This is a genomic window from Kitasatospora sp. NPDC001309, from assembly GCF_042896295.1.
Classification (GTDB): Bacteria; Actinomycetota; Actinomycetes; order Streptomycetales; family Streptomycetaceae; genus Kitasatospora.
Genome location: NZ_JBIAXC010000006.1, coordinates 131,834 through 156,252, shown reverse-complemented (window position 1 = coordinate 156,252; position 24,419 = coordinate 131,834). Strand labels below are relative to the sequence as shown.

Annotated in this window: 20 protein-coding genes and 3 tRNA genes; 16 read left to right on the top strand and 7 right to left on the bottom strand. The window is 71.6% G+C overall.

Annotated features, from left to right (window positions below):
* Nucleotides 1-45 precede the first annotated feature (45 nt).
* The 10 genes from recF to ACFY2K_RS08550 all read left to right on the top strand — a co-directional run bounded on the left by recF (nucleotide 46) and on the right by ACFY2K_RS08550 (nucleotide 10,288).
* Complete coding sequence (recF, locus tag ACFY2K_RS08595; RefSeq protein ID WP_375891847.1) at nucleotides 46-1,179, top strand: DNA replication/repair protein RecF; 1,134 nt, start codon at nucleotides 46-48, stop codon at nucleotides 1,177-1,179.
* A 190-nt stretch (nucleotides 1,180-1,369) separates the two neighbouring features.
* A complete protein-coding gene (locus ACFY2K_RS08590; RefSeq protein ID WP_375891849.1) occupies nucleotides 1,370-1,909 on the top strand; it encodes a DUF721 domain-containing protein in 540 nt (179 codons plus the stop codon).
* Nucleotides 1,910-2,168: 259 nt separating this feature from the next.
* On the top strand, nucleotides 2,169-4,193 hold the full coding sequence (gene gyrB / locus ACFY2K_RS08585) for a DNA topoisomerase (ATP-hydrolyzing) subunit B (RefSeq protein ID WP_375891851.1): 2,025 nt from the start codon (nucleotides 2,169-2,171) through the stop codon (nucleotides 4,191-4,193).
* A gap of 137 nt (nucleotides 4,194-4,330) precedes the next feature.
* On the top strand, nucleotides 4,331-6,868 hold the full coding sequence (gene gyrA, locus ACFY2K_RS08580; protein ID WP_380401041.1) for a DNA gyrase subunit A: 2,538 nt from the start codon (nucleotides 4,331-4,333) through the stop codon (nucleotides 6,866-6,868).
* A gap of 145 nt (nucleotides 6,869-7,013) precedes the next feature.
* Nucleotides 7,014-7,709 carry a DUF3566 domain-containing protein gene (locus tag ACFY2K_RS08575; RefSeq protein WP_375891852.1) on the top strand — a complete coding sequence of 232 codons (696 nt, stop codon included), beginning with the start codon at nucleotides 7,014-7,016 and terminating at the stop codon, nucleotides 7,707-7,709.
* Between the two features lie 257 nt (nucleotides 7,710-7,966).
* The gene (locus tag ACFY2K_RS08570; RefSeq protein ID WP_380525509.1) at nucleotides 7,967-9,340 is read left to right on the top strand and encodes a class I SAM-dependent methyltransferase; all 1,374 of its coding nucleotides are present in this window, start codon (nucleotides 7,967-7,969) and stop codon (nucleotides 9,338-9,340) included.
* Nucleotides 9,341-9,356: 16 nt separating this feature from the next.
* Nucleotides 9,357-9,433: transfer RNA gene (locus ACFY2K_RS08565), tRNA-Ile, on the top strand.
* Nucleotides 9,434-9,518: 85 nt separating this feature from the next.
* Nucleotides 9,519-9,592, top strand: a tRNA-Ile gene (locus ACFY2K_RS08560).
* Between the two features lie 325 nt (nucleotides 9,593-9,917).
* The gene (locus ACFY2K_RS08555; RefSeq protein ID WP_014137031.1) at nucleotides 9,918-10,046 is read left to right on the top strand and encodes a DLW-39 family protein; all 129 of its coding nucleotides are present in this window, start codon (nucleotides 9,918-9,920) and stop codon (nucleotides 10,044-10,046) included.
* 169 nt (nucleotides 10,047-10,215) lie between these two features.
* Nucleotides 10,216-10,288: transfer RNA gene (locus ACFY2K_RS08550), tRNA-Ala, on the top strand.
* Nucleotides 10,289-10,347: 59 nt separating this feature from the next.
* Here the strand turns inward: ACFY2K_RS08550 and ACFY2K_RS08545 are convergent.
* Nucleotides 10,348-11,055: a DUF5324 family protein gene (locus ACFY2K_RS08545; protein WP_375891855.1), complete on the bottom strand. Its 708-nt coding sequence runs from the start codon at nucleotides 11,053-11,055 to the stop codon at nucleotides 10,348-10,350.
* Between the two features lie 191 nt (nucleotides 11,056-11,246).
* Here ACFY2K_RS08545 and ACFY2K_RS08540 point away from each other — a divergent pair, with 191 nt between their 5' ends.
* Nucleotides 11,247-12,140 (top strand): rhomboid family intramembrane serine protease, encoded by an 894-nt coding sequence (locus ACFY2K_RS08540; RefSeq protein WP_380525510.1) that lies wholly within the window; start codon nucleotides 11,247-11,249, stop codon nucleotides 12,138-12,140.
* Between the two features lie 349 nt (nucleotides 12,141-12,489).
* On the opposite strand, the gene crgA is transcribed toward ACFY2K_RS08540, so the two are convergent.
* On the bottom strand, nucleotides 12,490-12,738 hold the full coding sequence (crgA, locus tag ACFY2K_RS08535; RefSeq protein ID WP_360242861.1) for a cell division protein CrgA: 249 nt from the start codon (nucleotides 12,736-12,738) through the stop codon (nucleotides 12,490-12,492).
* Between the two features lie 167 nt (nucleotides 12,739-12,905).
* Between crgA and ACFY2K_RS08530 the strand changes: the two genes are divergently transcribed.
* The 5 genes from ACFY2K_RS08530 to ACFY2K_RS08510 all read left to right on the top strand — a co-directional run bounded on the left by ACFY2K_RS08530 (nucleotide 12,906) and on the right by ACFY2K_RS08510 (nucleotide 16,651).
* A complete protein-coding gene (locus tag ACFY2K_RS08530) occupies nucleotides 12,906-13,670 on the top strand; it encodes a DUF881 domain-containing protein (protein ID WP_375891859.1) in 765 nt (254 codons plus the stop codon).
* Nucleotides 13,671-13,756: 86 nt separating this feature from the next.
* Nucleotides 13,757-13,936 (top strand): hypothetical protein, encoded by a 180-nt coding sequence (locus ACFY2K_RS08525; protein WP_375891861.1) that lies wholly within the window; start codon nucleotides 13,757-13,759, stop codon nucleotides 13,934-13,936.
* Between the two features lie 55 nt (nucleotides 13,937-13,991).
* Nucleotides 13,992-14,654 carry an aminodeoxychorismate/anthranilate synthase component II gene (locus ACFY2K_RS08520; RefSeq protein WP_387710365.1) on the top strand — a complete coding sequence of 221 codons (663 nt, stop codon included), beginning with the start codon at nucleotides 13,992-13,994 and terminating at the stop codon, nucleotides 14,652-14,654.
* Between the two features lie 5 nt (nucleotides 14,655-14,659).
* Nucleotides 14,660-15,823 carry a class E sortase gene (locus ACFY2K_RS08515; protein WP_387710364.1) on the top strand — a complete coding sequence of 388 codons (1,164 nt, stop codon included), beginning with the start codon at nucleotides 14,660-14,662 and terminating at the stop codon, nucleotides 15,821-15,823.
* A 36-nt stretch (nucleotides 15,824-15,859) separates the two neighbouring features.
* Complete coding sequence (locus tag ACFY2K_RS08510; RefSeq protein WP_380400921.1) at nucleotides 15,860-16,651, top strand: class E sortase; 792 nt, start codon at nucleotides 15,860-15,862, stop codon at nucleotides 16,649-16,651.
* Between the two features lie 170 nt (nucleotides 16,652-16,821).
* On the opposite strand, the gene pknB is transcribed toward ACFY2K_RS08510, so the two are convergent.
* From pknB to ACFY2K_RS08485, 5 genes are all read right to left on the bottom strand, one after another.
* The gene (gene pknB, locus ACFY2K_RS08505; RefSeq protein WP_380593202.1) at nucleotides 16,822-18,918 is read right to left on the bottom strand and encodes a Stk1 family PASTA domain-containing Ser/Thr kinase; all 2,097 of its coding nucleotides are present in this window, start codon (nucleotides 18,916-18,918) and stop codon (nucleotides 16,822-16,824) included.
* 252 nt (nucleotides 18,919-19,170) lie between these two features.
* The gene (locus ACFY2K_RS08500; RefSeq protein ID WP_375891870.1) at nucleotides 19,171-20,628 is read right to left on the bottom strand and encodes a peptidoglycan D,D-transpeptidase FtsI family protein; all 1,458 of its coding nucleotides are present in this window, start codon (nucleotides 20,626-20,628) and stop codon (nucleotides 19,171-19,173) included.
* On the bottom strand, nucleotides 20,625-22,028 hold the full coding sequence (locus ACFY2K_RS08495) for an FtsW/RodA/SpoVE family cell cycle protein (protein ID WP_375891974.1): 1,404 nt from the start codon (nucleotides 22,026-22,028) through the stop codon (nucleotides 20,625-20,627). Before ACFY2K_RS08495 ends, ACFY2K_RS08500 begins: the two co-directional genes overlap by 4 nt.
* A gap of 136 nt (nucleotides 22,029-22,164) precedes the next feature.
* A complete protein-coding gene (locus tag ACFY2K_RS08490) occupies nucleotides 22,165-23,796 on the bottom strand; it encodes a PP2C family protein-serine/threonine phosphatase (RefSeq protein WP_380525514.1) in 1,632 nt (543 codons plus the stop codon).
* Between the two features lie 53 nt (nucleotides 23,797-23,849).
* Nucleotides 23,850-24,407: an FHA domain-containing protein gene (locus tag ACFY2K_RS08485; protein ID WP_380525515.1), complete on the bottom strand. Its 558-nt coding sequence runs from the start codon at nucleotides 24,405-24,407 to the stop codon at nucleotides 23,850-23,852.
* Between the last annotated feature and the right edge of the window lie 12 nt (nucleotides 24,408-24,419).

The window sequence follows — 24,419 nt, the reverse complement described above, 5'->3', positions numbered from 1 at the left end:
TCCCCGGGTAGCCCCACACACAGAAGGCGGGCGCAGTCCACAGCCATGCACGTCGCGCACCTGTCGCTCGCCGACTTCCGGTCGTACGCCCGGGTCGAGGTTCCCCTCGACCCGGGCGTGACGGCCTTCGTCGGGCCCAACGGCCAGGGCAAGACCAACCTGGTCGAGGCGATCGGCTACGTCGCCACCCTGGGCAGCCACCGGGTGGCCACGGACGCCCCGCTGATCCGGCTGGGCGCCGAGCGGGCGGTCGTCCGCACCTCGGTGGTGGACCGCGGCCGCTCCACCCTGATCGAGCTGGAGCTCACGGCGGGCAAGGCCAACCGGGCCCGGATCAACCGCTCCGACAACGTCCGCCCGCGCGACGTGCTGGGCCTGTTGCGCACCGTGCTGTTCGCCCCCGAGGACCTCAGCCTGGTCAAGGGCGATCCGGGTGAGCGCCGGCGCTTCCTGGACGAGCTGCTGACCGCCCGGGCGCCCCGGCTGGCCGGGGTCCGGCAGGACTACGAGCGGGTGCTCAAGCAGCGCAACGCCCTGTTGAAGACCGCCGCGATGGCCCGCCGGGCCGGCGGCGGCAAGGGCGCCGACCTGTCCACCCTGGAGGTCTGGGACGGCCACCTGGCCCGCGCCGGGGCCGAGCTGACGGCCTTCCGGATCCAGTTGGTGGCCGCCCTGCAACCACTGGTGACGGGGGCGTACGGCCGGGTGGCCCCGGGCGGCGGGGAGACCGTCCTGGAGTACCGCAGCTCCTTCGAGGGCGAGCTGCCGAGCAGCCGGGAGCAGGCCGAGGAGCAGCTGCTGGCGGCGTTGCAGGCGGTCCGCAAGCAGGAGGTCGAGCGGGGGATCACCCTGGTCGGCCCGCACCGCGACGAGCTGGTGCTCAAGCTGGGCCCGCTGCCGGCCAAGGGCTACGCCAGCCACGGCGAGTCCTGGTCGTTCGCGCTGGCGCTCCGGCTGGCCTCGTACGAGCTGCTGCGCGCCGACGGCGGCGAGCCGGTGCTGGTCCTGGACGACGTGTTCGCCGAGCTGGACGCCGCCCGCCGGGACCGGCTGGCCGAGCTGGTGGCCGACGGCGAGCAGGTGCTGGTGACCGCGGCGGTGGCCGAGGACGTGCCGAAGGCGCTGGCCGGCGCCCGTTTCGCGGTCTCCGACGGCGCCGTGCGCCGGGTCGACGCCTGAGCCCCCGAGCCGTAACGACCCGAGCCGTAACGACCCGGTCCGACCGGATCCGTCGCGGCCTGACCTGCCCCGTACCGAAGCTTTGCCGTCGGCACCCGCACCGCGGTGGGTGCCGACGTCCGGCGTGCGTGCGCTCCCGTAGGCTGGACGGCTCATCGGGTTGTCCACAGGCTGGGGAAAGGAGATCGCCGTGAGCGATTCGGCGGAGACCTCCCCCGGCCCCGGCGCCGCCGGGCCCACCGGTGCCGACCTCGCCCGCTCCGCGCTGAGGGCGGCCCGGGCCCAGGCCCGCCAGCGCGGTGAGCAGGTCCAGCAGAAGCGCGAGGCGAAGCGGCACGGGCTGCGCAGCGGCGCCCGCTCGGACGGCCGCGACCCGGTGCCGCTGGGGGCGGCACTGAACCGGCTGCTGACCGAGCGCGGCTGGGAGTCCTCCGCCGCGGTCGGCGGGGTGATGGGCCGTTGGCCGCAGATCGTCGGCCCGGACATCGCCGCGCACTGCCACCCCTCTTCCTACGACGAGGCCGCCGCGGTGCTCACCGTGCAGTGCGACTCCACCGCGTGGGCGACCCAACTGCGCTGGCTGGCACGCCAGTTGGTGGCCCGTCTGAACCACGAACTGGGCCACGGCACGGTCCGCACCATCAAGGTGCTCGGCCCGGCCGCGCCGGCCCGCGGCTACGGCCGGCTGCGCGCGCCGGGGAGCAAGGGCCCGGGCGACACCTGGGGCTGAGCCCGGCCGGCGGGGATCGCCCCCGGCCGGGATCGGACCACGATCTTCCGGAACCCCTGACGGCCCTTCCAGGCGCCTCCGGCCCCCCGGTCGAGTATCGGGACACGTCCAGAGGGGATTCAGGGCGGCATATCTGCCTTCAAGGGCTGCCAAACGCCCATCTATGTCAGTCGTACCGGTAGACTGAGAGCCAAACACTGTTGCTAGTGGCAACCGAGTCGAAACGCCGTGGTCGCACGCCCGCCCGCACGGGGCTGGAATGCGGCCCGCGCTGTGCCAGAGAGGGCGCTTCGTGGCCGATTCCGGCAACCCCAGCCAGACCCCAGACCAGAACGACCAGGCTTCCTACACCGGTAGCAACATCCAGGTGCTGGAAGGCCTCGACGCCGTCCGCAAGCGCCCCGGCATGTACATCGGTTCCACCGGTGAGCGTGGCCTGCACCACCTGGTGCAGGAGGTCGTGGACAACTCCGTCGACGAGGCGATGGCGGGGTACGCCGACACCATCGACGTCACGATCATGCCCGACGGCGCCATCCGCTGCGTCGACAACGGCCGAGGCATCCCGGTGGACATCGTCCCCGGCCAGGACAAGCCGGCCGTCGAGGTCGTGCTCACCGTCCTGCACGCGGGCGGCAAGTTCGGCGGCGGCGGCTACGCCGTCTCCGGCGGTCTGCACGGTGTCGGCGTCTCGGTGGTGAACGCGCTGTCCACCCGGCTCTCGGTGGAGATCCACAAGGACGGCCACATCTGGACCCAGGACTACAAGATGGGCGCGCCGACCGCCCCCCTGGTCAAGGGTGCCGAGACCGACCGCACCGGCACCACGGTGACCTTCTGGGCCGACCCGGACATCTTCGAGACCACCGTCTACTCCTTCGAGACGCTGTCGCGGCGCTTCCAGGAGATGGCCTTCCTCAACAAGGGCCTGTCGATCTCGCTGACCGACGAGCGCCCCGAGCACGTGGACGAGGAGGGCAAGCCGCTCTCCGTCACGTACAAGTACGACGGCGGCATCGCCGACTTCGTCGCCCACCTCAACTCCCGCAAGGGCGAGGTCATCCACCCCTCGGTGATCGACTTCGAGGCGGAGGACAAGGACAAGGCGATCTCGGTGGAGATCGCGATGCAGTGGAACTCCTCCTACACCGAGGGGGTCTACAGCTTCGCCAACACCATCCACACCCACGGCGGCGGCACCCACGAGGAGGGCTTCCGCGCCGCGCTGACCGGCCTGGTCAACCGCTACGCGCGGGACAAGAAGCTGCTCCGCGAGAAGGACGACAACCTCTCCGGCGAGGACATCCGCGAGGGCCTGACCGCGATCATCTCGGTCAAGCTCGGCGAGCCGCAGTTCGAGGGCCAGACCAAGGACAAGCTCGGCAACACCGAGGCGAAGACCTTCGTCCAGAAGGTCGTCCACGAGCAGCTCAACGACTGGCTGGACCGCAACCCCACCGAGGCTTCGGACATCATCCGCAAGTCCATCCAGGCCGCCACCGCGCGCGTCGCCGCCCGCAAGGCCCGCGACCTGACCCGCCGCAAGGGCCTGCTGGAGTCCGCCTCGCTGCCGGGCAAGCTCTCGGACTGCCAGTCCAAGGACCCCTCCGAGTGCGAGATCTTCATCGTCGAGGGTGACTCCGCCGGCGGCTCGGCCAAGCAGGGCCGCGACCCGCGCACCCAGGCCATCCTGCCGATCCGCGGCAAGATCCTGAACGTCGAGAAGGCCCGGATCGACAAGGTGCTGCAGAACACCGAGGTCCAGGCACTGATCTCGGCCTTCGGCTGCGGCATCCAGGAGGACTACGACGAGTCCAAGCTGCGGTACCACAAGATCGTCCTGATGGCCGACGCCGACGTCGACGGACAGCACATCCGCACCCTGCTGCTCACCCTGCTGTTCCGCTTCATGCGGCCGCTGGTCGAGTCCGGGTACGTCTACCTCGCCATGCCCCCGCTGTACAAGATCAAGTGGGGCAAGGACGACTTCGAGTACGCCTACTCCGACCGCGAGCGCGACGCCGTGATCGCGGCGGGCGTCGAGGCCGGCCGCCGACTGCCCAAGGACGACGCGATCCAGCGCTTCAAGGGTCTCGGCGAGATGAACGCCGAGGAGCTCCGGGTCACCACCATGGACGCCGAGCACCGCCTGCTGCTCCAGGTCACCCTGGAGGACGCCGCCCGTGCCGACGAGCTGTTCTCCGTGCTGATGGGCGAGGACGTCGAGGCGCGCCGCTCCTTCATCCAGCGCAACGCCAAGGACGTCCGCTTCCTGGACGTGTGACGCCTGCGAACCAGGCCCCGCACGTACCAGTCCGCGTGAAAGGAAACTGACCACCAGTGGTCGACGACAACCGTCCCGAAGGCGACCAGCCCGAGACTCCCGAGACCCCCGCAGCCGAGGCCGCCACCCAGGTGACCATGCGGATCGAGCCGGTCGAGCTCGAGACCGAGATGCAGCGCTCGTACCTCGACTACGCGATGAGCGTGATCGTCAGCCGGGCGCTCCCCGAGGTCCGCGACGGCCTCAAGCCGGTGCACCGCCGCGTGCTCTACGCGATGTACGACGGCGGGTACCGGCCCGAGAAGGGCTACTACAAGTGCGCCCGCGTCGTCGGCGACGTGATGGGCAACTACCACCCGCACGGTGACACCTCGATCTACGACACCGTGGTCCGCCTGGCCCAGCCGTGGTCGATGCGGATGCCGCTGGTGGACGGCAACGGCAACTTCGGCTCCCCGGGCAACGACCCGGCCGCGGCCATGCGCTACACCGAGTGCAAGATGATGCCGCTGGCCATGGAGATGATGCGCGACATCGACGAGGAGACCGTCGACTTCGCGGCCAACTACGACGGCCGCTCCCAGGAGCCGACCGTCCTGCCCGCGCGCATCCCCAACCTGCTGGTCAACGGCTCCACCGGCATCGCGGTCGGCATGGCCACCAACATCCCGCCGCACAACCTCCGCGAGGTCGCCTCCGGCGCGCTCTGGTACCTGGAGAACCCCGAGGCCTCCGCCGAGGAGCTGCTGGAGGCCCTGATCGAGCGGATCAAGGGCCCCGACTTCCCGACCGGCGCGCTGATCGTCGGCCGCCGCGGGATCGACGACTACTACCGCACCGGCCGCGGCTCGGTCACCATGCGCGCCGTGGTCGAGGTCGAGGAGATCCAGGGCCGCCAGTGCCTGGTGATCACCGAGCTGCCGTTCCAGGTCAACCCGGACAACCTCGCCCTCAAGATCGCCGACCTGGTCAAGGACGGCAAGATCGCCGGCATCGCCGACGTCCGGGACGAGTCCTCGTCCCGCACCGGCCAGCGCCTGGTGGTCGTGCTCAAGCGCGACGCGGTCGCCAAGGTCGTGCTGAACAACCTGTACAAGCACACCGAGCTGCAGACCAACTTCGGCGCCAACATGCTGGCCCTGGTCGACGGCGTGCCGCGCACGCTGTCGCTCGACGCCTTCATCCGGCACTGGGTCAACCACCAGGTCGAGGTCATCGTCCGGCGCACCAGGTTCCGCCTGCGCAAGGCCGAGGAGCGCGCCCACATCCTGCGCGCGCTGCTCAAGGCCCTCGACCTGATCGACGAGGTCATCGCGCTGATCCGGGCCTCGGCCAGCGCCGACGCCGCCCGCACCGGCCTGATGGGCCTGCTGGACATCGACGAGCTCCAGGCCAACGCGATCCTGGAGATGCAGCTGCGCCGGCTGGCCGCCCTGGAGCGCCAGCGGATCATGGACGAGCACGACGAGCTGCAGCGCAAGATCGACGAGTACAACGCCATCCTGGCCTCGCCGACCCGCCAGCGCGAGATCATCTCCGAGGAGCTCGGCGCGATCGTCGAGAAGTACGGCGACGAGCGCCGCTCGACCCTGATCCCCTCGGACGGCGACCTCTCCATCGAGGACCTCATCGCCGAGGAGGACATCGTCGTCACGATCACCCGTGGCGGCTACGTCAAGCGGACCCGCTCCGACCTCTACCGCTCGCAGAAGCGCGGCGGCAAGGGCGTGCGCGGTGCCCAGCTCAAGCAGGACGACATCGTCGACCACTTCTTCGTGACGACGACCCACAACTGGATCCTGTTCTTCACCAACAAGGGCCGGGTCTACCGCGCCAAGGGCTACGAGCTGCCGGACGCCGGCCGCGACGCCCGCGGCCAGCACGTGGCCAACCTGCTGGCCTTCCAGCCGGGGGAGCACATCGCCCAGGTGATGGCCGTCCGCACCTACGAGGACAAGCCGTACCTGGTCCTGGCCACCCGGGCCGGCCTGGTGAAGAAGTCCCCGCTCAAGGACTACGACTCCCCGCGCTCCGGCGGCCTGATCGCGATCAACCTGCGCCAGGACGACGAGGGCCGGGACGACGAGCTGATCGGCGCCGAGCTGGTCTCCTCCGAGGACGACCTGCTGCTGGTCTCCAAGAAGGCCCAGTCGATCCGCTTCACCGCGACCGACGACGCCCTGCGGCCCACCGGCCGCGCCACCTCCGGCGTCAAGGGCATGGCCTTCCGCGAGGACGACGAGCTGCTCTCGATGAACGTCGTCCGCCCGGGGACGTACGTCTTCACCGCCACGGACGGCGGCTACGCCAAGCGGACCGGTGTGGACGAGTACCGTGTCCAGGGACGCGGCGGCTACGGCACCAAGGCGGCGAAGATCGTCGAGGGCCGGGGCTCGCTGGTCGGCGCACTGGTGGTCGACGACACCGACGAGATCATGGCGATCACCCTCTCGGGCGGCGTGATCCGCACGAGGGTTTCCGAGGTTCGTGAAACCGGACGTGACACCATGGGCGTCCAACTGATCAACCTCGGAAAGCGCGACGCGGTGGTGGGCATGGCCCGCAACGCGGAGGCCGAGGACGAGGAGACGGCGGAGGACGAGGTCGCCGGCACCGAGTCCACCGAGACGACCGAAGGTGCGGGGACGGCGGTCGGCGGCGACGCCGAGGTCTGAACCGAACCGCAGACCGGTGCCGCCGCGTCCAGAAGAGTGGACGCGGCGTCACCGGACGCCGACCAGTTCCGGGCAATCCCGCCGGGCGCTGGATGACGAGTGACGGATCAGGGCGCCGCCCTGGTGGGAAGTGCGGGAGGACCAGGTGAGTGGAGCCACGGGTGCTGCGGGAGGACCCGCCGGCGGCCGTCCGGGCGCGCAGGGCGGGGGGTCGTACGGCGTTCCGGGGCAGCCGCCGACCGAGCACTCGGCCGCGTCCACCTCGCTGATGCCGCCGGTCGGCGGAGCGGGCCAGGCCGGACAGAGCGGCTTCTCGCAGCCGACGACGTACACCAAGGGGCAGCCGACCCCGGCCCGGGGCACCCGGACCGGCGGCAACACCCCGCCCGGAGGCACCCCGGTGCCCGGTGCGGCGCGTCGCCCCGCCGCCGCCCCGGCGACCGTCGGGGGCGGCCTCGGCCGGACCCGCAAGGCCCGGCTGCGGGTGACCAAGGTCGACCCGTGGTCCGTGATGAAGGTCAGCTTCCTGCTGTCGCTGGCCGTCGGCATCATCATCATCGTGGCCTCGGCCGTGCTGTGGATGACCCTGGACTCGCTCGGTGTCTTCGACTCGCTGACCAAGACCCTCAAGGACGTCACCGGCGGCGGCGCGGACAACGCCAGCAGCCAGCTGAACCTGATGGACTACATCGGCTTCGGCAAGGTCATGATGTTCACCACGCTGATCGCGGTGGTCGACGTGGTGCTGCTGACCGCGCTCTCCACGCTGTCGGCCTTCATCTACAACGCGGCGGCCGGATTCACCGGCGGCGTCGAGCTCACCCTGGCCGAAGAGGACTGATCCGGCCGGATCCTGACCCCTGGTCAATTCACCGTCCGCGGACGGAATGTACGGGCCCCGCAGGCTGTTGCAGCCTGCGGGGCCCGTCGGCATTTCGGGTGACAGCCGGCTCCCGCGGCGTGCCGCCCGGAAACGGGCCGGCCGCGGTGGGATTAGCTGGACGCCGCCCGTTCCCACCCGTGGGAGTGCCGCAGGCCGCCCCGGTCGGTCGACCGGGTCAGGAGGGTTTCCGCAGGAAGGCTGGACGGAGGCGCGCGGTGGCGAAGCTCGCAGATCAACTGGTCGAGGCCCTGGACGGGCTGTTGGGCATCCCGATCCCCTTGCGGGTGCAGGCCTGGGACGGCAGTGTCGCCGGGCCGCCCGGAGCACCCACCCTGGTGCTGCGCAACCGCAGGGCGCTACGCCGGCTGATGTGGCAGCCGGGCGAGCTGGGCCTGGCCCGGGCCTACGTCTCGGGGGACCTCGACCTCGCCCCCGGCACCGACCTCTACGAGACGCTCTCCGAGGTCGCCCGCTTCGCCGAACTCCCCGAGATCCGCACCATGGCCCTCGGGCCGCGCGACGTCCTCGGCGCCGCGGGCCGCCGGGCGGTCGCCGCGGCCCTCCGGGCCGGGGCGGTCGGCCCGGAGCCCACCCCGCCCCCGGAGGAGGTCCGCCGGGCCCAGGGGCGGCTGCACAGCCGCGGCCGGGACCGCGCCGCCATCAGCCACCACTACGACGTCGGGAACGACTTCTACGGCCTCGTGCTGGGCTCCTCGATGGTCTACTCGTGCGCCTACTGGACGCCCGAGGCGAAGAGCCTGGAGGCCGCCCAGGAGGCCAAGCTCGACCTGATCTGCCGCAAGCTCGGCCTGCGGCCCGGGATGCGGCTGCTGGACGTCGGCTGCGGCTGGGGCTCGCTGCTGCTGCACGCGGCCGAGCACTACGGGGTCACCGCGGTCGGCGTCTCGATCTCCACCGAGCAGGTCGCGCTGGCCCGCGCCCGGGTCGAGGAGGCCGGCCTGGCCGACCGGGTGGAGGTCCGGCTCCAGGACTACCGGGAGATCACCGACGGCCCCTTCGACGCGATCTCCAGCGTCGGGATGGCCGAGCACGTCGGCGCGGAGCAGTACCGGGTGTACGCCGACGGCCTGTTCCGGCTGCTGGCGCCCGGCGGCCGGCTGCTCAACCACCAGATCGCCCGGCGCCCCGACCACCCCGGCGAACCGCACCGCACCAGCCCCTTCATCGACCGCTACGTCTTTCCGGACGGCGAGCTCTCCCCGGTCGGTTCCACCGTGGCCCGGCTGGAGGAGGCCGGCTTCGAGGTCCGGGACGTCGAGGCGCTGCGCGAGCACTACGCGCTGACCCTGCGCGAGTGGGTGGCCAACCTGGAGGCGCACTGGACGGAGGCGGTCCGGCTGGTCGGCCTCGGCCGCGCCCGGGTCTGGCGGCTGTACATGGCGGCCTCCGCGCTGGCCTTCGAGCAGAACCGGATCGGGGTGAACCAGATCCTCGCCGTCCGCAGCACCGAGGAGGGCGGCTCGGGCCTGCCGCCGACCCGTGAGGAATGGCTGGTGCGCCCGGCCGCCGAGGTCACTGCCGCGACCCCGGTCGGAACGGATTTGGGGGATCGGCGGTCGGTCCGCTAATCTTTCAGTGCGGCAAGGGCCTATAGCTCAGACGGTTAGAGCGCTTCCCTGATAAGGAAGAGGCCACAGGTTCAAGTCCTGTTAGGCCCACCACCGCGAAGGGCCCGGAGTGATCCACTCCGGGCCCTTCGACGTTTTCGCAGATCGGGCGGCTTCCGGTACGCTCTGTGTGCAGCGAGGGCCTATAGCTCAGACGGTTAGAGCGCTTCCCTGATAAGGAAGAGGCCACAGGTTCAAGTCCTGTTAGGCCCACCGCCCCGAAGGGCCCGGAGTGATCCACTCCGGGCCCTTCGACGTTCCCCGGCGGACCGCCCCTGACGAGGGCTTCCCGGGCGGGCCGGGTGCGGACGATCCGTACGACATGAGGTGCGGCGTCAATCCTCGGACCGGACCGCCGGGTTGACGGTGCCGGTGGCTGGTCACGATTGGGACACCGGTGTGTATCATCGGCCGCAAGGGCAGTCCGGCACCCGACAGCCCGTTCGCGCTCGAAACACATCTGGACTCGTCGGCCCGGTCGGTCCGGCCGGAGCACCGGCTCCTGAGTCCGCCAACGCTAGAAGGACGAGGTCCCGCGGTGAAGAAGCTCCTCCTGGTCGCCCTGGTCGCCCTCGGCGGCTTCTTTGTCTACCGTCAGGTCCAGGCGGACCGCGCCGAGCAGGACCTGTGGACCGAGGCCACCGACCCGGTTCCGGCCGGTCGCTGAGCCCCGGACGATCTGACGATCGACGGTCTTCGGAGGCGCTGACCGGCGCCTCCCGAACCGGTCGGCCCGCTCACTCGATCGGACCGGCCGGTTCCCCCAGGGGGACGGCTCTCGGAAACACGCCGGAACCCGGTACGCTAGTGCCCGTCGGCACGCGCCGTGCCGTCGAGGGGCATTAGCTCAGTTGGTAGAGCGCTGCCTTTGCAAGGCAGATGTCAGGAGTTCGAGTCTCCTATGCTCCACAGCGCCTGAACGGCGGTCGACCCTTCCGGGTCGGCCGCCGTTCGGCGTTCCCGGGGTCCTAGGGCGTGTCGTCCTCGGTGGGCTCGGCGGCTCCGGCCGCCTCCTCGGGGGTGAGGCCGTTCACCGGGGAGGTGGCGGCGGTCGCACCGGCCGGCCGGTGGGACTGCGGGGCCGGGGGCTCGACCAGCCACTCCGGGTTGCTGTGCCGGCGCCACCACTGCCAGGCGACCAGCCCGCCGCCGACCGCCAGCACCCCGGCCAGCAGCAGCCCGGCCGTCGTCCGGCCGCCGCACCGCTGCTGCCGCTTCGCGTTCCGGGCGGCCAGCTCGTTGATCTCGGCCGAGCTGACGTGGCCCTGGAGGGCGGTCAGCGCGGCGGCGCCGCGGGACTGGGCCTCGTGGGCGACCGGGGAGACCGCGGCCCGGGCCTCCTCGACGGCCTGGGCGACCCTGGGGCCGACCGTGCCGCGCGCCTGGTCGGCGGCGCGGGCGGCGGATAGGCGGGCCGCCAGAGCGGCCTCCTGGGCCCGGTGGAGGGCCCGCAGTGTGTTCTGCTGGGCCTCGGGCGGCAGGTTGGCGAAGGCCTGGCCGAACTGCGGGGCGAGGTGCCGGTCGTACTGGACACGGAGGGTGTGGGCGGCCTGGGCGGCCTTGGGGCCGAGGGCGTCCAGGGCGGGCCCGAGGCGCTGCTTGGCGCCGTCCGCGAACTGTGCGGCGGAGTCCCGGGTCCTGGTGGCGGTGTCACGGGCCGAGTCCGAAAAGCTCACGAGTCTCTCCTCCTGGTGGCGTCCTTTATGCACATATCCACCTGAATGCTGATCATGCATCCGGATTTGTTCACCGGCACGCCGGGGTGGGCCGTACGCGGGCCCCTGCGGGGCCGTTCGGGGGCCCTGCGGGGCACCGCCGCAGTAGGCTGGCGGCTTCGGTGGTCGGCCAGGGGAAGGGGTAGCCGCTGATGCTCCCGGACGAGCCGCGAGGGTCCACGGACCGGTCCCCCGGGGCCGGGCAGCCCGACTGCCACCGGCACCCGGGGACGCCCACCGGGATCTCCTGCACCCGCTGCGAGCGGCCGATCTGCCCGCAGTGCATGGTGGCCGCCGCGGTGGGCTTCCAGTGCCCCGAGTGCGTCGGCGACGGGCACGCCGGGGCGCGGCGGGCCACCACCCGCTTCGGCGGGGCGCCGACCCTGGACGGCGGACTGGTGACCCGGACGCTGGTCGGGATCAACGTGGTGGTCTGGGTGCTGGCCGCGTACGTCCTCAACCCGCGCCTGGGCGAGGTCTGGTCGCTGGCCAGCGCCGGCCGGGCGCACGACGGGGGGCCGTACGGTGTCGCCGACGGCCCGGGCCAGTGGTACCGGCTGCTGACCGCCACCTTCCTGCACCTGGAGTGGTGGCACATCGGGCTGAACATGCTGGTGCTGCTGTGGCTCGGCCCCCCGCTGGAGGAGGCGCTCGGGCGGCTGCGCTTCCTGGCCCTCTACCTGCTCGCCGGGCTGGGCGGCAGCACCTTCGCCTTCCTGGTGGCGGGGGGCTGGATGAACTCGGTGGGGGCCTCCGGGGCCGTCTTCGGCCTGATCTCCGCCACGATCCTGATGCAGCTGCGGGACCGGGGCCCGGTCGCCCCGGCGGTGGCCTTCCTGGTCTTCAGCCTGGTGGTGACCTTCGCCCGCCCGACCATCGACTGGCGGGCGCACATCGGCGGCCTGGTGGTCGGCGGCCTGGTCGCCTTCGGCCTGATGTACGCCCCGCGCGAGCGGCGCGCCCTGGTCCAGTGGCTGACGCTGGCCGGCGCGGTGGCCCTGGAAGCGGTGCTGCTGCTGACCGGGATGGCCCTGTACGGCGCGTGACGCCCCGGACATTTGTCCACAGCGGGTGCGGAGTTGTGCACAGGCCGTGCGGTGATCGGGCTGTGGACTGTTGTTCTACGCGTGTCCTGCTGTGCGGTTCGTCCGCGTCCCGGGAGTTGTGCACAGCTGTAGACGGTGGTGCGGCGCGAAGTTATCCACAGGCCGTGGGGACTTTTCCCCAGTGTGGATAACCATGTGGATAAGCCCGACCGTCCGATGGTGGGACGGTCCGATGATGGGCGTGCCGATGACACCGCGACCGGTCGCGGGCACGCCTGAGCGCCACTCCGGGACCGGGGTCCGGAGCGGCGGTCAGGACTCGGGATCGAGCCTCAGGACGCGCGGAGCGTCACTTCCACTGGGTGGAGACGCCGAACCCGGCCGCGATGAAGCCGAAGCCGACCAGGATGTTCCAGTTCCGCCAGCTCTCCACCGGGTAGCTGCCGCTGGTCACGTAGTAGGTGACGATCCACACCAGGCCGATCAGGAACAGTGCCAGCATCAGCGGTGCGACCCAACTACGGCCCGAGCTGATCTTCACCGCGGTCGTAGCCGGCGGGGTGTAGTCGGACTTCTTGCGGAGTCGAGACTTCGGCACGAGGAGCTCTCCTGTCGATGCGCTGTGAGACCGCGCAGGGGTGCAGCGGGCGAGACGCCGACGGACGGTCGAGGAGAGTGCTCTGGGACCACTCCCACGCCTGCCACCGGCGTCCGTTAGCGTAGTGGCTCGGCGGGTCTCAAGGAGATAAGGGTACGGTGACTAATTTGTCGATTCCCCCCGGGAAGGCCGTCACCCCCCGTTCCGGCACCCGAATTGTCGGACGTGCCCTGACCTGCACCGTGTTCGCGCTCGCCGGTCTGCTCTTCTACATCAGCGCGCAGACCGCCCGCGGCACCGACCTGCGGACCGACAACTCGCTGCTGAGCCTCGGCGACGTCATCCGCCAGCGCAGCGGGCAGAACCAGCAGGCGCAGTCCCAGCTGGCCGACCTCCAGTCCCGGGCGCAGGAGCTCACCGAGCAGCAGGGCCACGACCCCGCCGACACGGCCCGGCTGGACGGCCTGCGGCTCGGCGCGGCCCTGGAGCCGCTCCAGGGCGGCGGGTTGACCGTCACCCTCAACGACGCCCCGCCGAACGCCACCGCGCGCATCCCCGGGGTCCCGGAGCCCGGCGTCAACGACCTGGTCATCCACCAGCAGGACATCCAGGCCGTGGTCAACGCGCTGTGGCGGGGCGGCGCGGCCGGCGTCCAGGTGATGGACCAGCGGCTGATCTCCACCAGCGCCGTCCGCTGCGTCGGCAACACCCTGCTGCTCCAGGGCCGGGTCTACTCCCCGCCGTACGTGGTCAAGGCGGTGGGCCGGACCGACGCCCTGCGGTCGGCCGTCGAGGGGGACCCGACGATCCGCAACTACCTGCAGTACGTCCAGGCGTACGGCCTGGGCTGGAAGGTCCAGGAGAGCGGGGACCTCACGCTGCCCGGGTACTCCGGCACGACCGAGCTCCGGTCCGCGGGCGGCCAGCCGTAACGCGGCGGCAGTAGGGGTGGACCGGCCTCACGGCCGTGGATACCGGGTCTACTCTTGAGCCCAGTCCGCTACCTAGAGGGAGCACCATGTACGGCTTCATCTGGCGTCACCTCCCGGGGAACGCCCTGGTCAAGGCCGTCATCTCGGTGCTCCTGATCCTGGGGATCGTCTACCTCCTCTTCACCTACGTCTTCCCGTGGGCGGAACCGCTGCTCCCCTTCGGCGACGTCACAGTGGACGGCGGCGACGGCGCCCCGGCCGGCTGACCCGGCCGGCCCGGAACTTCCCCCCAGTACCGCATCCCACGGAGAGCACGCGCGCATGACCACCCAGTCGACCCCGCCCCGCATCCTGGTCGTGGACAACTACGACAGCTTCGTGTTCAACCTGGTCCAGTACCTGTACCAGCTCGGCGCCACCTGCGAGGTGGTGCGCAACGACGAGGTGACCGTCGAGCACGCCGTCCGCCGGGCGGGGGAGGAGGGCTTCGACGGGGTGCTGCTCTCCCCCGGGCCCGGATCGCCCGAGGAGGCCGGGGTCTGCATCTCGATGGTGCACCACTGCGCGGCGATCGGGCTGCCGGTGTTCGGCGTCTGCCTGGGCCTCCAGTCGATCGCGGTGGCGTACGGCGCGGTGGTCGGCCGGGCGCCCGAACTGCTGCACGGCAAGACCTCGCCGGTCGAGCACCAGGACGGCGGGGTGTTCGAGGGCCTGCCCTCGCCGCTGACCGCGACCCGCTACCACTCGCTGGCCGTCGACCCGGCCACCGTGCCGGACGAGCTGGTGGTCACCGCCCGGACCGGCAGCGGCGTGATCATGGGCCTGCGGCACCGTGAACTGCCGGTCGAGGGCGTGCAGTTCCACCCCGAGTCGGTGCTGACCGAGGGCGGGCACCGGATGCTCGCCAACTGGCTGGCGGAGTGCGGCTTCCCGCAGGCCGTGGACCGGTCGGCCGGGCTCGCCCCGGTGATCGGCCGGGGCTGAGCCGCGTGACCGCGGTACGTCCGGAGGGGCGTTACCAGTCGGAGCAGGAGCAGGGCCCGTACGGCGGCCCGCCGCAGTACGCCGGCGGTCCGTACCAGGGCGCGGAGCCCGGTGCCCCGCAGTACGGCGCCCCGCAGTACGGCGCCCCGCAGTACGGCGCCCCGCAGTACGGCGGGGCCGTGCAGGCCCGGCCGTACCCGGGGGAGCCGGCCGCTGCGGGCGAGCCCGAGGACGGCTGGGGCGTCTACGAGCAGGCCGAGCGGCCCGTCGAGGGCGGGCCCGAGTACCCGTGGCTGCCCGACCAGACCCTCCAACTGCGGCTGCCCGTCGAGGGCGGCGACCCGGCGGCCGAGCCCGTCGCGCCCACCGGCGGCCGGGCCGAGCGCCGGCGGGCCGCCCAGGGCCGGACCGCCGTCCGCACCGGCGGCGGCCGGCGCCGCGCCAAGGGCCGGGGAGCCGCGGGGCCCCGCCCCAAGGAGTCCGCGGTCGTGGTGGCGGCCCGCCTCGTCGGCGAGCTGTGCATCACCCTCGGCGCGGTGATGCTGCTGTTCGTCGCCTACCAGCTCTGGTGGACCAACGTGCAGGCCGACGCGGCCGCCAACAGTGCCCGGGACCAGCTGGAGCAGCAGTTCGACGCCCAGCCGCCCGGTGCGGGGCAGCCCGCCGCTGACCCGAACAAGCCCGAGGCGTTCGCGCCCGGCAAGGGCTTCGCCATCGTCTACCTGCCCAAGCTGGGGTTGAAGTTCCCGATCGCCGAGGGCACCGACAAGGCGGCGGTGCTCGACAAGGGCCTGGTCGGCCACTACCCCGGCACCGGGATGCCGGGCGACCCGGCGGGCAACTTCGCGCTGGCCGCGCACCGCAACACCCACGGCGAGCCGTTCCGGTACATCAACGAGCTGGGCAAGGGCGACAAGGTCGTGGTGGAGACCGCGACCGGGTACTACACGTACGAGATCACCGGGGGGATCCCGCAGACCTCCCCCAGCAACGTGAGCGTGATCAAGCCGGTGCCGAACGGCTCCGGGTACGCCGGGCCGGGCCGCTACATCACGCTGACCACCTGCACCCCGGAGTTCACCTCCAAGTTCCGCCTCATTGTCTTTGGCAAGATGATCGAGGAGCGGCCGCGCAGTCAGGGCAAACCGGCCGCGATCACGGGCGGATAGCCGCCCGGTACCGGTTTCGGAGGGGGAGCACCGCAGATGCAGGACGACGGGACCACGCGGCCGGCCGGTACGGCGGAGGAGGCCTTCCCCCCACCGGGACGGGAGGGCCGCAAGGGCCGTGGCCGGGCGCTGGCCGCGCTCGGGGTGTTCGGCGAGCTGCTGATCACCCTGGGCCTGGTGCTCGGCCTGTTCGTGGCCTACTCGCTCTGGTGGACCAACGTGCAGGCGGACGCCTCCGCCGCGCACGCCGCGGACCGGCTGCGCGGCTCCTGGGCGGCCGGTCCGACCGCCGGCCCGCCGGGCGGGAGCGGCACGGCGCCCGCGCCCGCCGCGGTGCCCGCGATCGGGGACGACGTGGGCTTCCTGCACGTCCCGGCGATGGGCCGGGACTTCCAGGTGCTGATCCGGATGGGTACCTCCACCGCCGTCCTGGACGAGGGCGTGGCGGGCGTCTACGAGCAGCCCTACAAGTCCGCGATGCCCTGGGACGAGACGGGCAACTTCGCGCTGGCCGCCCACCGGGACGGCCACGGTGCCAAGTTCCACGACCTGGACGCCGTCCAGCGGGGCGCCGCGATCGTGGTGGAGACCAAGGACAAGTGGTACGTCTACAAGGTCGACAACACCCTCCCGGAGACCTCCAAGTACGACACCGGCATCGTCGCGCCCGTCCCGGTGAGTTCCGGGTACGCCGGCCCCGGCCGGTACATCACCCTGACCACCTGCACGCCGGTGTACACCTCGCGCTACCGGATGGCCGTCTGGGGGAGCCTGGTCCGGGTGGACCCCATGGACGCCAAGCGCACCCCGCCGCCGGAGCTGCGCTGATCCGAGGGCCCGGCCGGCCGGCCGGCCGGCCGAACGCAACGCCGAACGCAACGCCGGAAGACCATGCCGGAACGGAACGCCCGAGGGCCCGTCGCGAACTCCGCGACGGGCCCTCGGGCGTTCTCACCGCTCCCGCTCCCCGGTGTCAGAACCAGGGGAAGAGGGGCGGCTTAGTTGTTGCCCCCTTTGCCGGGGGGTGTGGTGTTGGGGTCCCCCCCTTTGGCCGGATCGGCCGGCCGGGTGATCAGCTGCACCTGGGTGTTCGGGTCCACCTGGCTGCCGGCGCCCGGGTTGCTCTGCACCACGACCGCGTTCGGGTCCTGCGGACCGGCGATCACGGTGTAGGTCAGGCCGAGCTTCGCCAGCTTGTCGCCGGCGTCCGAGAGCTTGACGTTCTGCAGCGGCGGGATCTGCGGCTTGTCCGGCGCCTTGAAGATCGTCAAGATGATCTTGGTGTTGGCCGGGACCTTGGTGTTGGCCTGGACCGACTGCTGGGCCACGGTGTTGGCCTTGGTCGGGTCGTTGGTGGTCGTGGTCTTCGAGGCGTCCACCTGGAAGCCGGCGGCCTGCAGCGTGTTCGTCGCGTCGTCCTTCTGCGCGCCGACCACGTTCGGGACGGTCTGCTTGGTCTTGCCCTGGGAGACCGTGAGCTTGACCGGGGCGCTCGGGTCCGCGGAGGTGCCGGCCGGGGGGTCCTGGGAGAGCACGGTGTCCTGCGGCGCGGTGTCGTCGTCCTTGTAGTCCGGCGTGGCGATGTTGGTGAAGCCGGCCGCCGTCAGGGCCTGCATCGCCTGGTCCTTGGTCTTGCCGGTCACGGTCGGCATCTGGGTCTTGGCCGGACCGGAGGAGACCTGGACGGTGAGGTGGGCGTCCTCGGCGACCGAGGTGCCCGCCGTCGGGGTCTGGGTGCAGACCTGGTCCTTCTTGACGTTGGTGTCCGGGCAGGCGATCTTGTCGCCCTCGGTGACCACCAGCTTGGAGCCGGCCGCGGCCGCGGCGGTCCTGGCGTCCGCCAGGCTCTTGCCGACCAGGTTCGGCGCCGTGACCTTCGGGGCGTCCTTGGTGCCCTTGTCGCTGAACATCGCCTGGGCCACGAAGAAGGTGCCGACCAGGACCAGCACGGCGGCCACCGCCAGGACGATCCAGGAGGTGTTGCTCTTCTTCTGCCGGTCGTCGCCGCGCCGGCCGCCCCGGCCGTAGCCGTCGTCGTAGCCGTCGTGGCCGCCCGCGCCGCCGGCGGAGGTCTGGCCGTAGCCGTCGTCCTGGTAGCCGGAGGCCTGCGGCAGCATGGTGGTCGGGCCGCCGGGCTGCTGCGGCAGCACGTTGGTCTGGCCGTACGGGTCGTGCTGCTGCGGGTAGCCGTTCTGGTCGTAGCCGTACCCGGCGGCGCCCATGCCGTAGGCGGCCTGCTGGGCGGCGGCGACCGGGAGGCCGTCGAGGAAGCGCTCGATGTCGTCGCGCATCTCGTCGGCGCTCTGGTACCGGTAGTCGCGCTCCTTGGCGAGCGCCTTGAGCACGATCGCGTCGATCTCCGGCCGCACCTCGGGGTCGAAGACCGACGGCGGCTGCGGCTCCTCCCGGACGTGCTGGTAGGCCACCGCGACCGGGGAGTCGCCGACGAACGGCGGCCGGACGGTCAGCAGCTCGTAGAGCAGGCAGCCGGTGGAGTAGAGGTCGGAGCGGGCGTCGACCTGCTCGCCCTTGGCCTGCTCGGGGGAGAGGTACTGGGCGGTGCCGATCACGGCCGAGGTCTGGGTCATGGTCATCCCGGCGTCGCCCATCGCGCGGGCGATGCCGAAGTCCATGACCTTGACGTTGCCCTGCCGGGTCAGCATCACGTTGGCCGGCTTGATGTCCCGGTGCACGATCCCGGCCCGGTGCGAGTACTCCAGGGCCTGGAGGATGCCGATGGTCATCTCCAGCGCCCGCTCGGGCAGCAGCCGGCGGCCGGAGTGCAGCAGCTCGCGCAGCGTGGACCCCTCGACGTACTCCATCACGATGTACGGGATGGAGATCCCGTCGATGTAGTCCTCGCCGGTGTCGTACACGGCGACGATCGCGGGGTGGTTCAGGGACGCCGCCGACTGTGCCTCGCGGCGGAAACGGGCCTGGAACGACGGATCCCGCGCCATGTCGGCCCGGAGCGTCTTCACTGCGACGGAACGGCCGAGCCGGGTGTCATGGCCGAGGTACACCTCGGCCATGCCGCCGCGTCCGAGGACGCCGCCGAGCTCGTACCTGCCGCCGAGGCGACGAGGCTCTTCCATAGTTCCGACCCTCTCCTTCACCCGCCGGTGAGGTTGTGACGTAGATGTCCCCGCACGCTCTGGGTGACGCCGCGCGGGCCGAGACCGGTTCTCCGGCCGGGCCGTGCACCGCCTCGCGGGCGGCAACGGGCACACCCGCTGCTGGCGGATACGCTACCGGTCGCACCGCACCGGACCGGAGTCAGCCGTCGGCCGATATCAGACCGGTATCCGGACGGGGGTGCCGATCGTGACTTTCGCCTCACCGTCGCCCTACTTGCCGAGCGCGGCCTGCATCACCGCCTTGGCGATCGGGGCCGCGAGGCGGCCGCCGCTGATGCCGTCGCGGTTCTGGGAGCCGTCCTCGACCACCACCGCGACCGCGACCGACTGGCCGTCCGAGGTCTTGGCCCAGGAGGTGAACCAGGCGAACGGCAGGCCGGCGTTGTCCTCGCCGTGCTGGGCGGTGCCGGTCTTGCCGCCGACCTGGAGGCCGGGGATCTTGGCGTTGGTGCCGGTGCCGTTCTCGACCACCGAGACCATCAGGTCCTGCATCTTCTGCGCGGTGGCCGGGCTCATCGCCTGGGAGAACTGCTTCTCGGTGTGCTTGGAGATGGTGGTCAGCGAGGCCGAGCGCTCCTGGTCGACCAGGTACGGCTGCATCAGGCTGCCGTTGTTGGCGATCGCCGCGGAGACCATGGCCATCTGCAGCGGGGTGGCGCGGGTGTCGTGCTGGCCGATCGAGTCCTGGGCGGTGCCGTCCAGGCTGGGGCTGTCCGGGAAGATGCTCTTCTCCGAGCGGACCGGGGTGTCCACCGTGCTGTTGAAGCCGAACTTCTCGGCCTGCGCCCGCATCTTGTCCTTGCCGAGGTCGGCGCCCATCTTGGCGAAGACCGTGTTGCAGGACTGGTCCATCCCGGACTCGATGGTGGCGTTCTCGCAGCGCTCGTTGGGGCTCTCGTTCTTGAGCACCGTCTGGGTGTTGGGCAGGGTGTACGGGTCCGGCGTCTTCGTGGCGTCGTTGACGCCCTGGTAGAGGCCGTTCTCGAACGCGGCGGTGGCGGTGACCAGCTTGAAGGTCGAGCCGGGCGGGTAGGTCTCGCGCAGCGCCCGGTTGAGCATCGGCTTGTTCGGGTCCGCGTTGAGGTCCTGCCAGGACTTGGTGTCGCCGCTCTCGCCGCCGGCGAAGGTGCCCGGGTCGTAGGACGGGGTGGAGACCAGGGCCAGGATCGCACCGGTCTTCGGGTCGAGCGCGACCACCGCGCCCTTCTTGTCGCCCAGGCCGTCGAAGGCCGCCTTCTGCACCTTGGCGTTGATCGTCGTGACGACGTCGCCGCCGCGCTTCTGCTCGCCGGTCAGCATGTCCAGGGTGTTGCGGAAGAACAGCCGGTCGTCGGTGCCCGAGAGGATGCCGTCCTCCAGGTTCTCCAGCCCGCTGGAGCCGTAGGCCTGCGAGGAGTAGCCGGTGACCGGCGCGTACATCGCGCCGTCCTTCCAGGAGCGCTTGTACTTGTAGCGCAGGCCGTTCACGAAGTCGGAGTTGGTGACCGGCTGGCCGCTGACGATGATGTTGCCGCGCGGGTGGGCGTAGCGGTCGTACAGCTGGCGCTTGTTGTTCTTGTTGGAGGCCAGCGCGTCGGCCTGGACGCCCTGCACCCAGTTGGTGCGCACCATCAGCGCCAGGATCAGCACCAGGCAGAAGATCGAGACCCGTCGGATCGGCTTGTTCATCGGGCGGGTCCTCCCTGGCCCTCGGGGACCGGGGCCGGTTCGACCCCGGGACGTCGGGCGCTGTCGCTGATCTTGAGCAGGATCGCGACCAGCGCCCAGTTGGCGACCACGGACGAACCGCCCTGCGCGAGGAACGGCATGGTCATACCGGTCAGTGGGATCAGCCCGGTGACCCCGCCGGCCACCACGAAGACCTGCAGCGCCATCGCCGAGGCGAGCCCGACGGCGAACAGCTTGCCGAAGGGGTCGCGGGCGGCGAGGGCGGTGCGCAGGCCGCGCTGCACCAGCAGGGCGTACAGCAGGAAGATCGCCATCAGGCCGGTCAGTCCGAGCTCCTCGCCGAAGGAGCCCAGGATGAAGTCGCTCTTGGCGGCGAAGTTGATCAGCCAGGAGCGGCCCTGGCCGAGGCCGGAGCCGGTCACCCCGCCGGAGCCGAGCGCCATCAGCGACTGGCCGATCTGCTCGGTGGCGCCCTTGGGCGGGGTCGGCGCGAAGGCGGCCATCGGGTCGAGCCAGGCGTCGATGCGGACCTTGACGTGGCTGGTGGTCATGGCCACCGCGACCGCGCCGCCGACCGACATCAGCAGGCCGAACAGGATCCAGCTGGTCCGCTCGGTGGCGACGTAGAGCATCACCACGAACAGGCCGAAGAACAGGAAGGACGTGCCGAGGTCGTTCTCGAAGACCAGGATCAGCAGGCTGAGCAGCCAGATCACGACGATCGGGCCGAGGTCGCGGCCGCGCGGCAGGTACAGGCCCATGAAGCGGCGGCTGGCCAGTGCCAGGGCGTCCCGCTTGACCATCAGGTAGCCGGCGAAGAACACGGTCAGGACGATCTTGGCGAACTCGCCGGGCTGGATGGAGAAGCTGCCCATCCGGATCCAGATCTTCGCGCCGAAGTCCTCCGCCCGGGCCGGGAAGAAGGCCGGTGCGGCCAGCAGCACCAGCGCCACCACCATCGAGATGTAGGTGTAGCGCTGCAGCACCCGGTGGTCCTTCAGGAAGACCATCACACCGATGAACAGGGTGACCCCGAGGGCCGACCACATCAGCTGGTTGCGGGCCGCCGGGAAGTTGCCGCTGAGCAGGTGGCCCGCCTTGTCCAGGCGCCAGATCATCACCACGCCCAGCCCGTTCAGCAGGGTGGCGATCGGCAGCATCAGCGGGTCCGCGTACGGCGCGAAGCGGCGCACCAGCAGGTGCGCGACCAGGGCCAGCGAGCCCATCCCGAGGCCGTAGCCGAGCATCCCGGTCGGGAGCCGGGAGTCCATCGCCAGGCCCACGTTGGCGTACGCCAGGATCGGCAGCAGCACGGCGAAGACCAGCAGGGCCAGTTCGGTGTTGCGGCGGTTCGGTGCGCCCTGGAGCGAGATGGTGGTGTTGCCGCGGCGTCGCGGCACGACACGCCCGCCCGCCGCCCGGCGTCGGGAGCCGGTGCGGGCGGTGTCGCCGCTCAGGTCGTAGCTGCTCACGTGGTGACCGCTCCCTGACGGCCGGCGGGCCCGTTCCGGGCGGACCTATGTCGGATCAAGGACGTCACGGCTTCGGGCAGGCTTCGGCCCGGCTGCGCTCGTCGTCGGACAGTGCGGGTTGCTGGGGCGGCTGGGCCTGCTCGCTCGGGGCGGCCGCCGGGGGGGTGGCGTTCGGCGTCGGGGCGGCGGTGCCGGGGGCGGACGGGGTCGTCGTCGCGGACGGCGCGGCCGCGCCCGGGGAGCGGGGCTTCTCCCGCTCGCCGGGGGTGGTCGGGGTGGCGGCCACGAACGCGGTCCTGGTGGCCGTGGTGCCCTGGGTGCCCTGCGGGGCCGCGGTGTTCACGGTGGCGGCCTTCTGGCACAGCTTGGCCCAGTCCACCAGGGTGCCCATGGTCTTCTGGGCGTCCGACAGGCTGCCGACCGAGATGGTCCGGTTCACCTGGGCGCGCTGGTCCTGCGGCAGCCACTTCAACGGCGCGTCGCTGTGCGACTCGTGCACCGAGGACAGGCTCAGCCCGGCCAGGTTCTGGTTGACGCCCTGGTAGATGGCGACGTGGTCGCCGTCCTCGCCGATGTAGTACTGGTCCTGGGTCCACCGGTAGCCGAAGTACCCGGCGCCGCCGAGCAGGCCGAGCGTGACCAGGACGGCCAGCGGGACGGTCAGGCCCCGGCGCTTGCGCCGGGAGGGCTGCTCCCCGTCGAACTCCTCGGTGCCGTACACCGAGGGCTCGGCCGGGTAGCCGTAGCCGCCGTCGCCCTCGTAGCCCTCGGCGGGGCCGAAGGCGTTCCCGGCCGCGTCGTAGCCCTCGGCCGGGCCGAAGGCGCCCTGCGGGCCGCGGCCCAGGCCGGCGGCGCGGCCGGCCGGGGTGTCCGCGATCGAGCGGTCGGCGGCGGTCGAGGACGGCGGGGTCTCGGCGACCGCGCCGACGACCACCGGGACGTCGTTGAACTGGCCGCTCATGGTGTCCGTGGCGCCGACGTCGATGACGTCCGCCACGATGCAGGTGATGTTGTCCGGACCGCCGCCGCGCAGCGCGAGCTGGATCAGCTCCTGCACGGTCTGCTCGGGCGAGTAGTAGCTGCCCAGGGTGTCCTGGAGGGTCTGGTGGCTGACCGGGCCGGAGAGGCCGTCCGAGCAGATCAGGTAGCGGTCGCCGGCCCGGACCTCGCGGATCGAGAGGTCCGGCTCGACCTGGCCGCGGCCGTCAAGGGCCCGCATCAGCAGCGAGCGCTGCGGGTGGGTCTCGGCCTCCTCGGGTGTGATCCGGCCCTCGTCGACCAGGCGCTGCACCCAGGTGTGGTCCTGGGTGATCTGCACCAGCGAGCCGTCGCGCAGCAGGTAGGCGCGGGAGTCGCCGACGTGCACCAGGCCCATCCGCTGGCCGGTCCAGAGCATGGCCGTCAGGGTGCAGCCCATGCCCTCCAGCTGCGGGTCCTCCTCGACCATCTGCCGGAGCCGGTCGTTGGCGCCCTGGACGGCGTCGCCCAGCAGGGTCAGCAGGTCCGCGCCCGGCACGTCCTCGTCCAGCCGGACGATCGAGCCGAGCACCTCGGAGGAAGCGACCTCGCCGGCCGCGGCGCCGCCCATGCCGTCGGCCACGGCCAGCAGCCGCGGCCCGGCGTAGCCGGAGTCCTCGTTCCCCTCCCGGATCAGTCCCTTGTGGGAGCCGGCGGCGAAGCGCAGCACCAGGGTCATGCGACCTGTGCCCCCCTCTGGGTCTTGGACGGGATGCTGTCCCTCATGCGCTACTACTTCCGCAGTTCGATGACGGTCCTGCCGATACGGATCGGCGTGCCCGGCTGGAGCGGAGTGGGCGCGGTCAGGCGCTGCCGGTCCAGATAGGTGCCGTTGGTGGAGCCTAGATCCTCGACCGTCCACTGCCCAGTCTGATCCGGATAGATCCTGGCATGCCGGGAGGACGCGTAGTCGTCGTCCAGCACGATGGTCGAGTCGTGCGCCCGGCCCAGCGTGATGGTCTGGCCCTGGAGGGCGACCGTCGTTCCGGCCAGCGAGCCCTGGACGACCACCAGCTGGGTCGGGGCGCCGCGGCGGCGGCCGCCGCCGCCCTGGGTCTGGGCCGCCGGGGCGCTGTTGCCGGGGGCGGGGGCCGCGGGACGTCCGGGTGCCGAGGAGGGCGCCGCGGCGGCTCCGGACGCGGTGGCGGCACCGCCGCCGCGACGGGAGCTGCGGGGGTTCACCTTGGTGCCGAACAGGTCGCTGCGGATCACCTGGATCGCGACGATGACGAACAGCCACAGCACGGCCAGGAAGCCCAGCCGCATGACCGTGAGGGTCAGTTCTGACATGGCCGTCCCGCC

Coding starts and splice junctions, on each gene's coding strand:
- recF (WP_375891847.1), top strand. CDS start 46: ATGCACGTCGCGCACCTGTCGCTCGCCGACTTCCGGTCGTACGCCCGG.
- gyrB (WP_375891851.1), top strand. CDS start 2,169: ATGCGGCCCGCGCTGTGCCAGAGAGGGCGCTTCGTGGCCGATTCCGGC.
- gyrA (WP_380401041.1), top strand. CDS start 4,331: ATGCGGATCGAGCCGGTCGAGCTCGAGACCGAGATGCAGCGCTCGTAC.
- ACFY2K_RS08540 (WP_380525510.1), top strand. CDS start 11,247: ATGCTCCCGGACGAGCCGCGAGGGTCCACGGACCGGTCCCCCGGGGCC.
- ACFY2K_RS08525 (WP_375891861.1), top strand. CDS start 13,757: ATGTACGGCTTCATCTGGCGTCACCTCCCGGGGAACGCCCTGGTCAAG.
- ACFY2K_RS08520 (WP_387710365.1), top strand. CDS start 13,992: ATGACCACCCAGTCGACCCCGCCCCGCATCCTGGTCGTGGACAACTAC.
- ACFY2K_RS08510 (WP_380400921.1), top strand. CDS start 15,860: ATGCAGGACGACGGGACCACGCGGCCGGCCGGTACGGCGGAGGAGGCC.
- pknB (WP_380593202.1), bottom strand. CDS start 18,918: ATGGAAGAGCCTCGTCGCCTCGGCGGCAGGTACGAGCTCGGCGGCGTC.
- ACFY2K_RS08500 (WP_375891870.1), bottom strand. CDS start 20,628: ATGAACAAGCCGATCCGACGGGTCTCGATCTTCTGCCTGGTGCTGATC.
- ACFY2K_RS08490 (WP_380525514.1), bottom strand. CDS start 23,796: ATGACCCTGGTGCTGCGCTTCGCCGCCGGCTCCCACAAGGGACTGATC.
- ACFY2K_RS08485 (WP_380525515.1), bottom strand. CDS start 24,407: ATGTCAGAACTGACCCTCACGGTCATGCGGCTGGGCTTCCTGGCCGTG.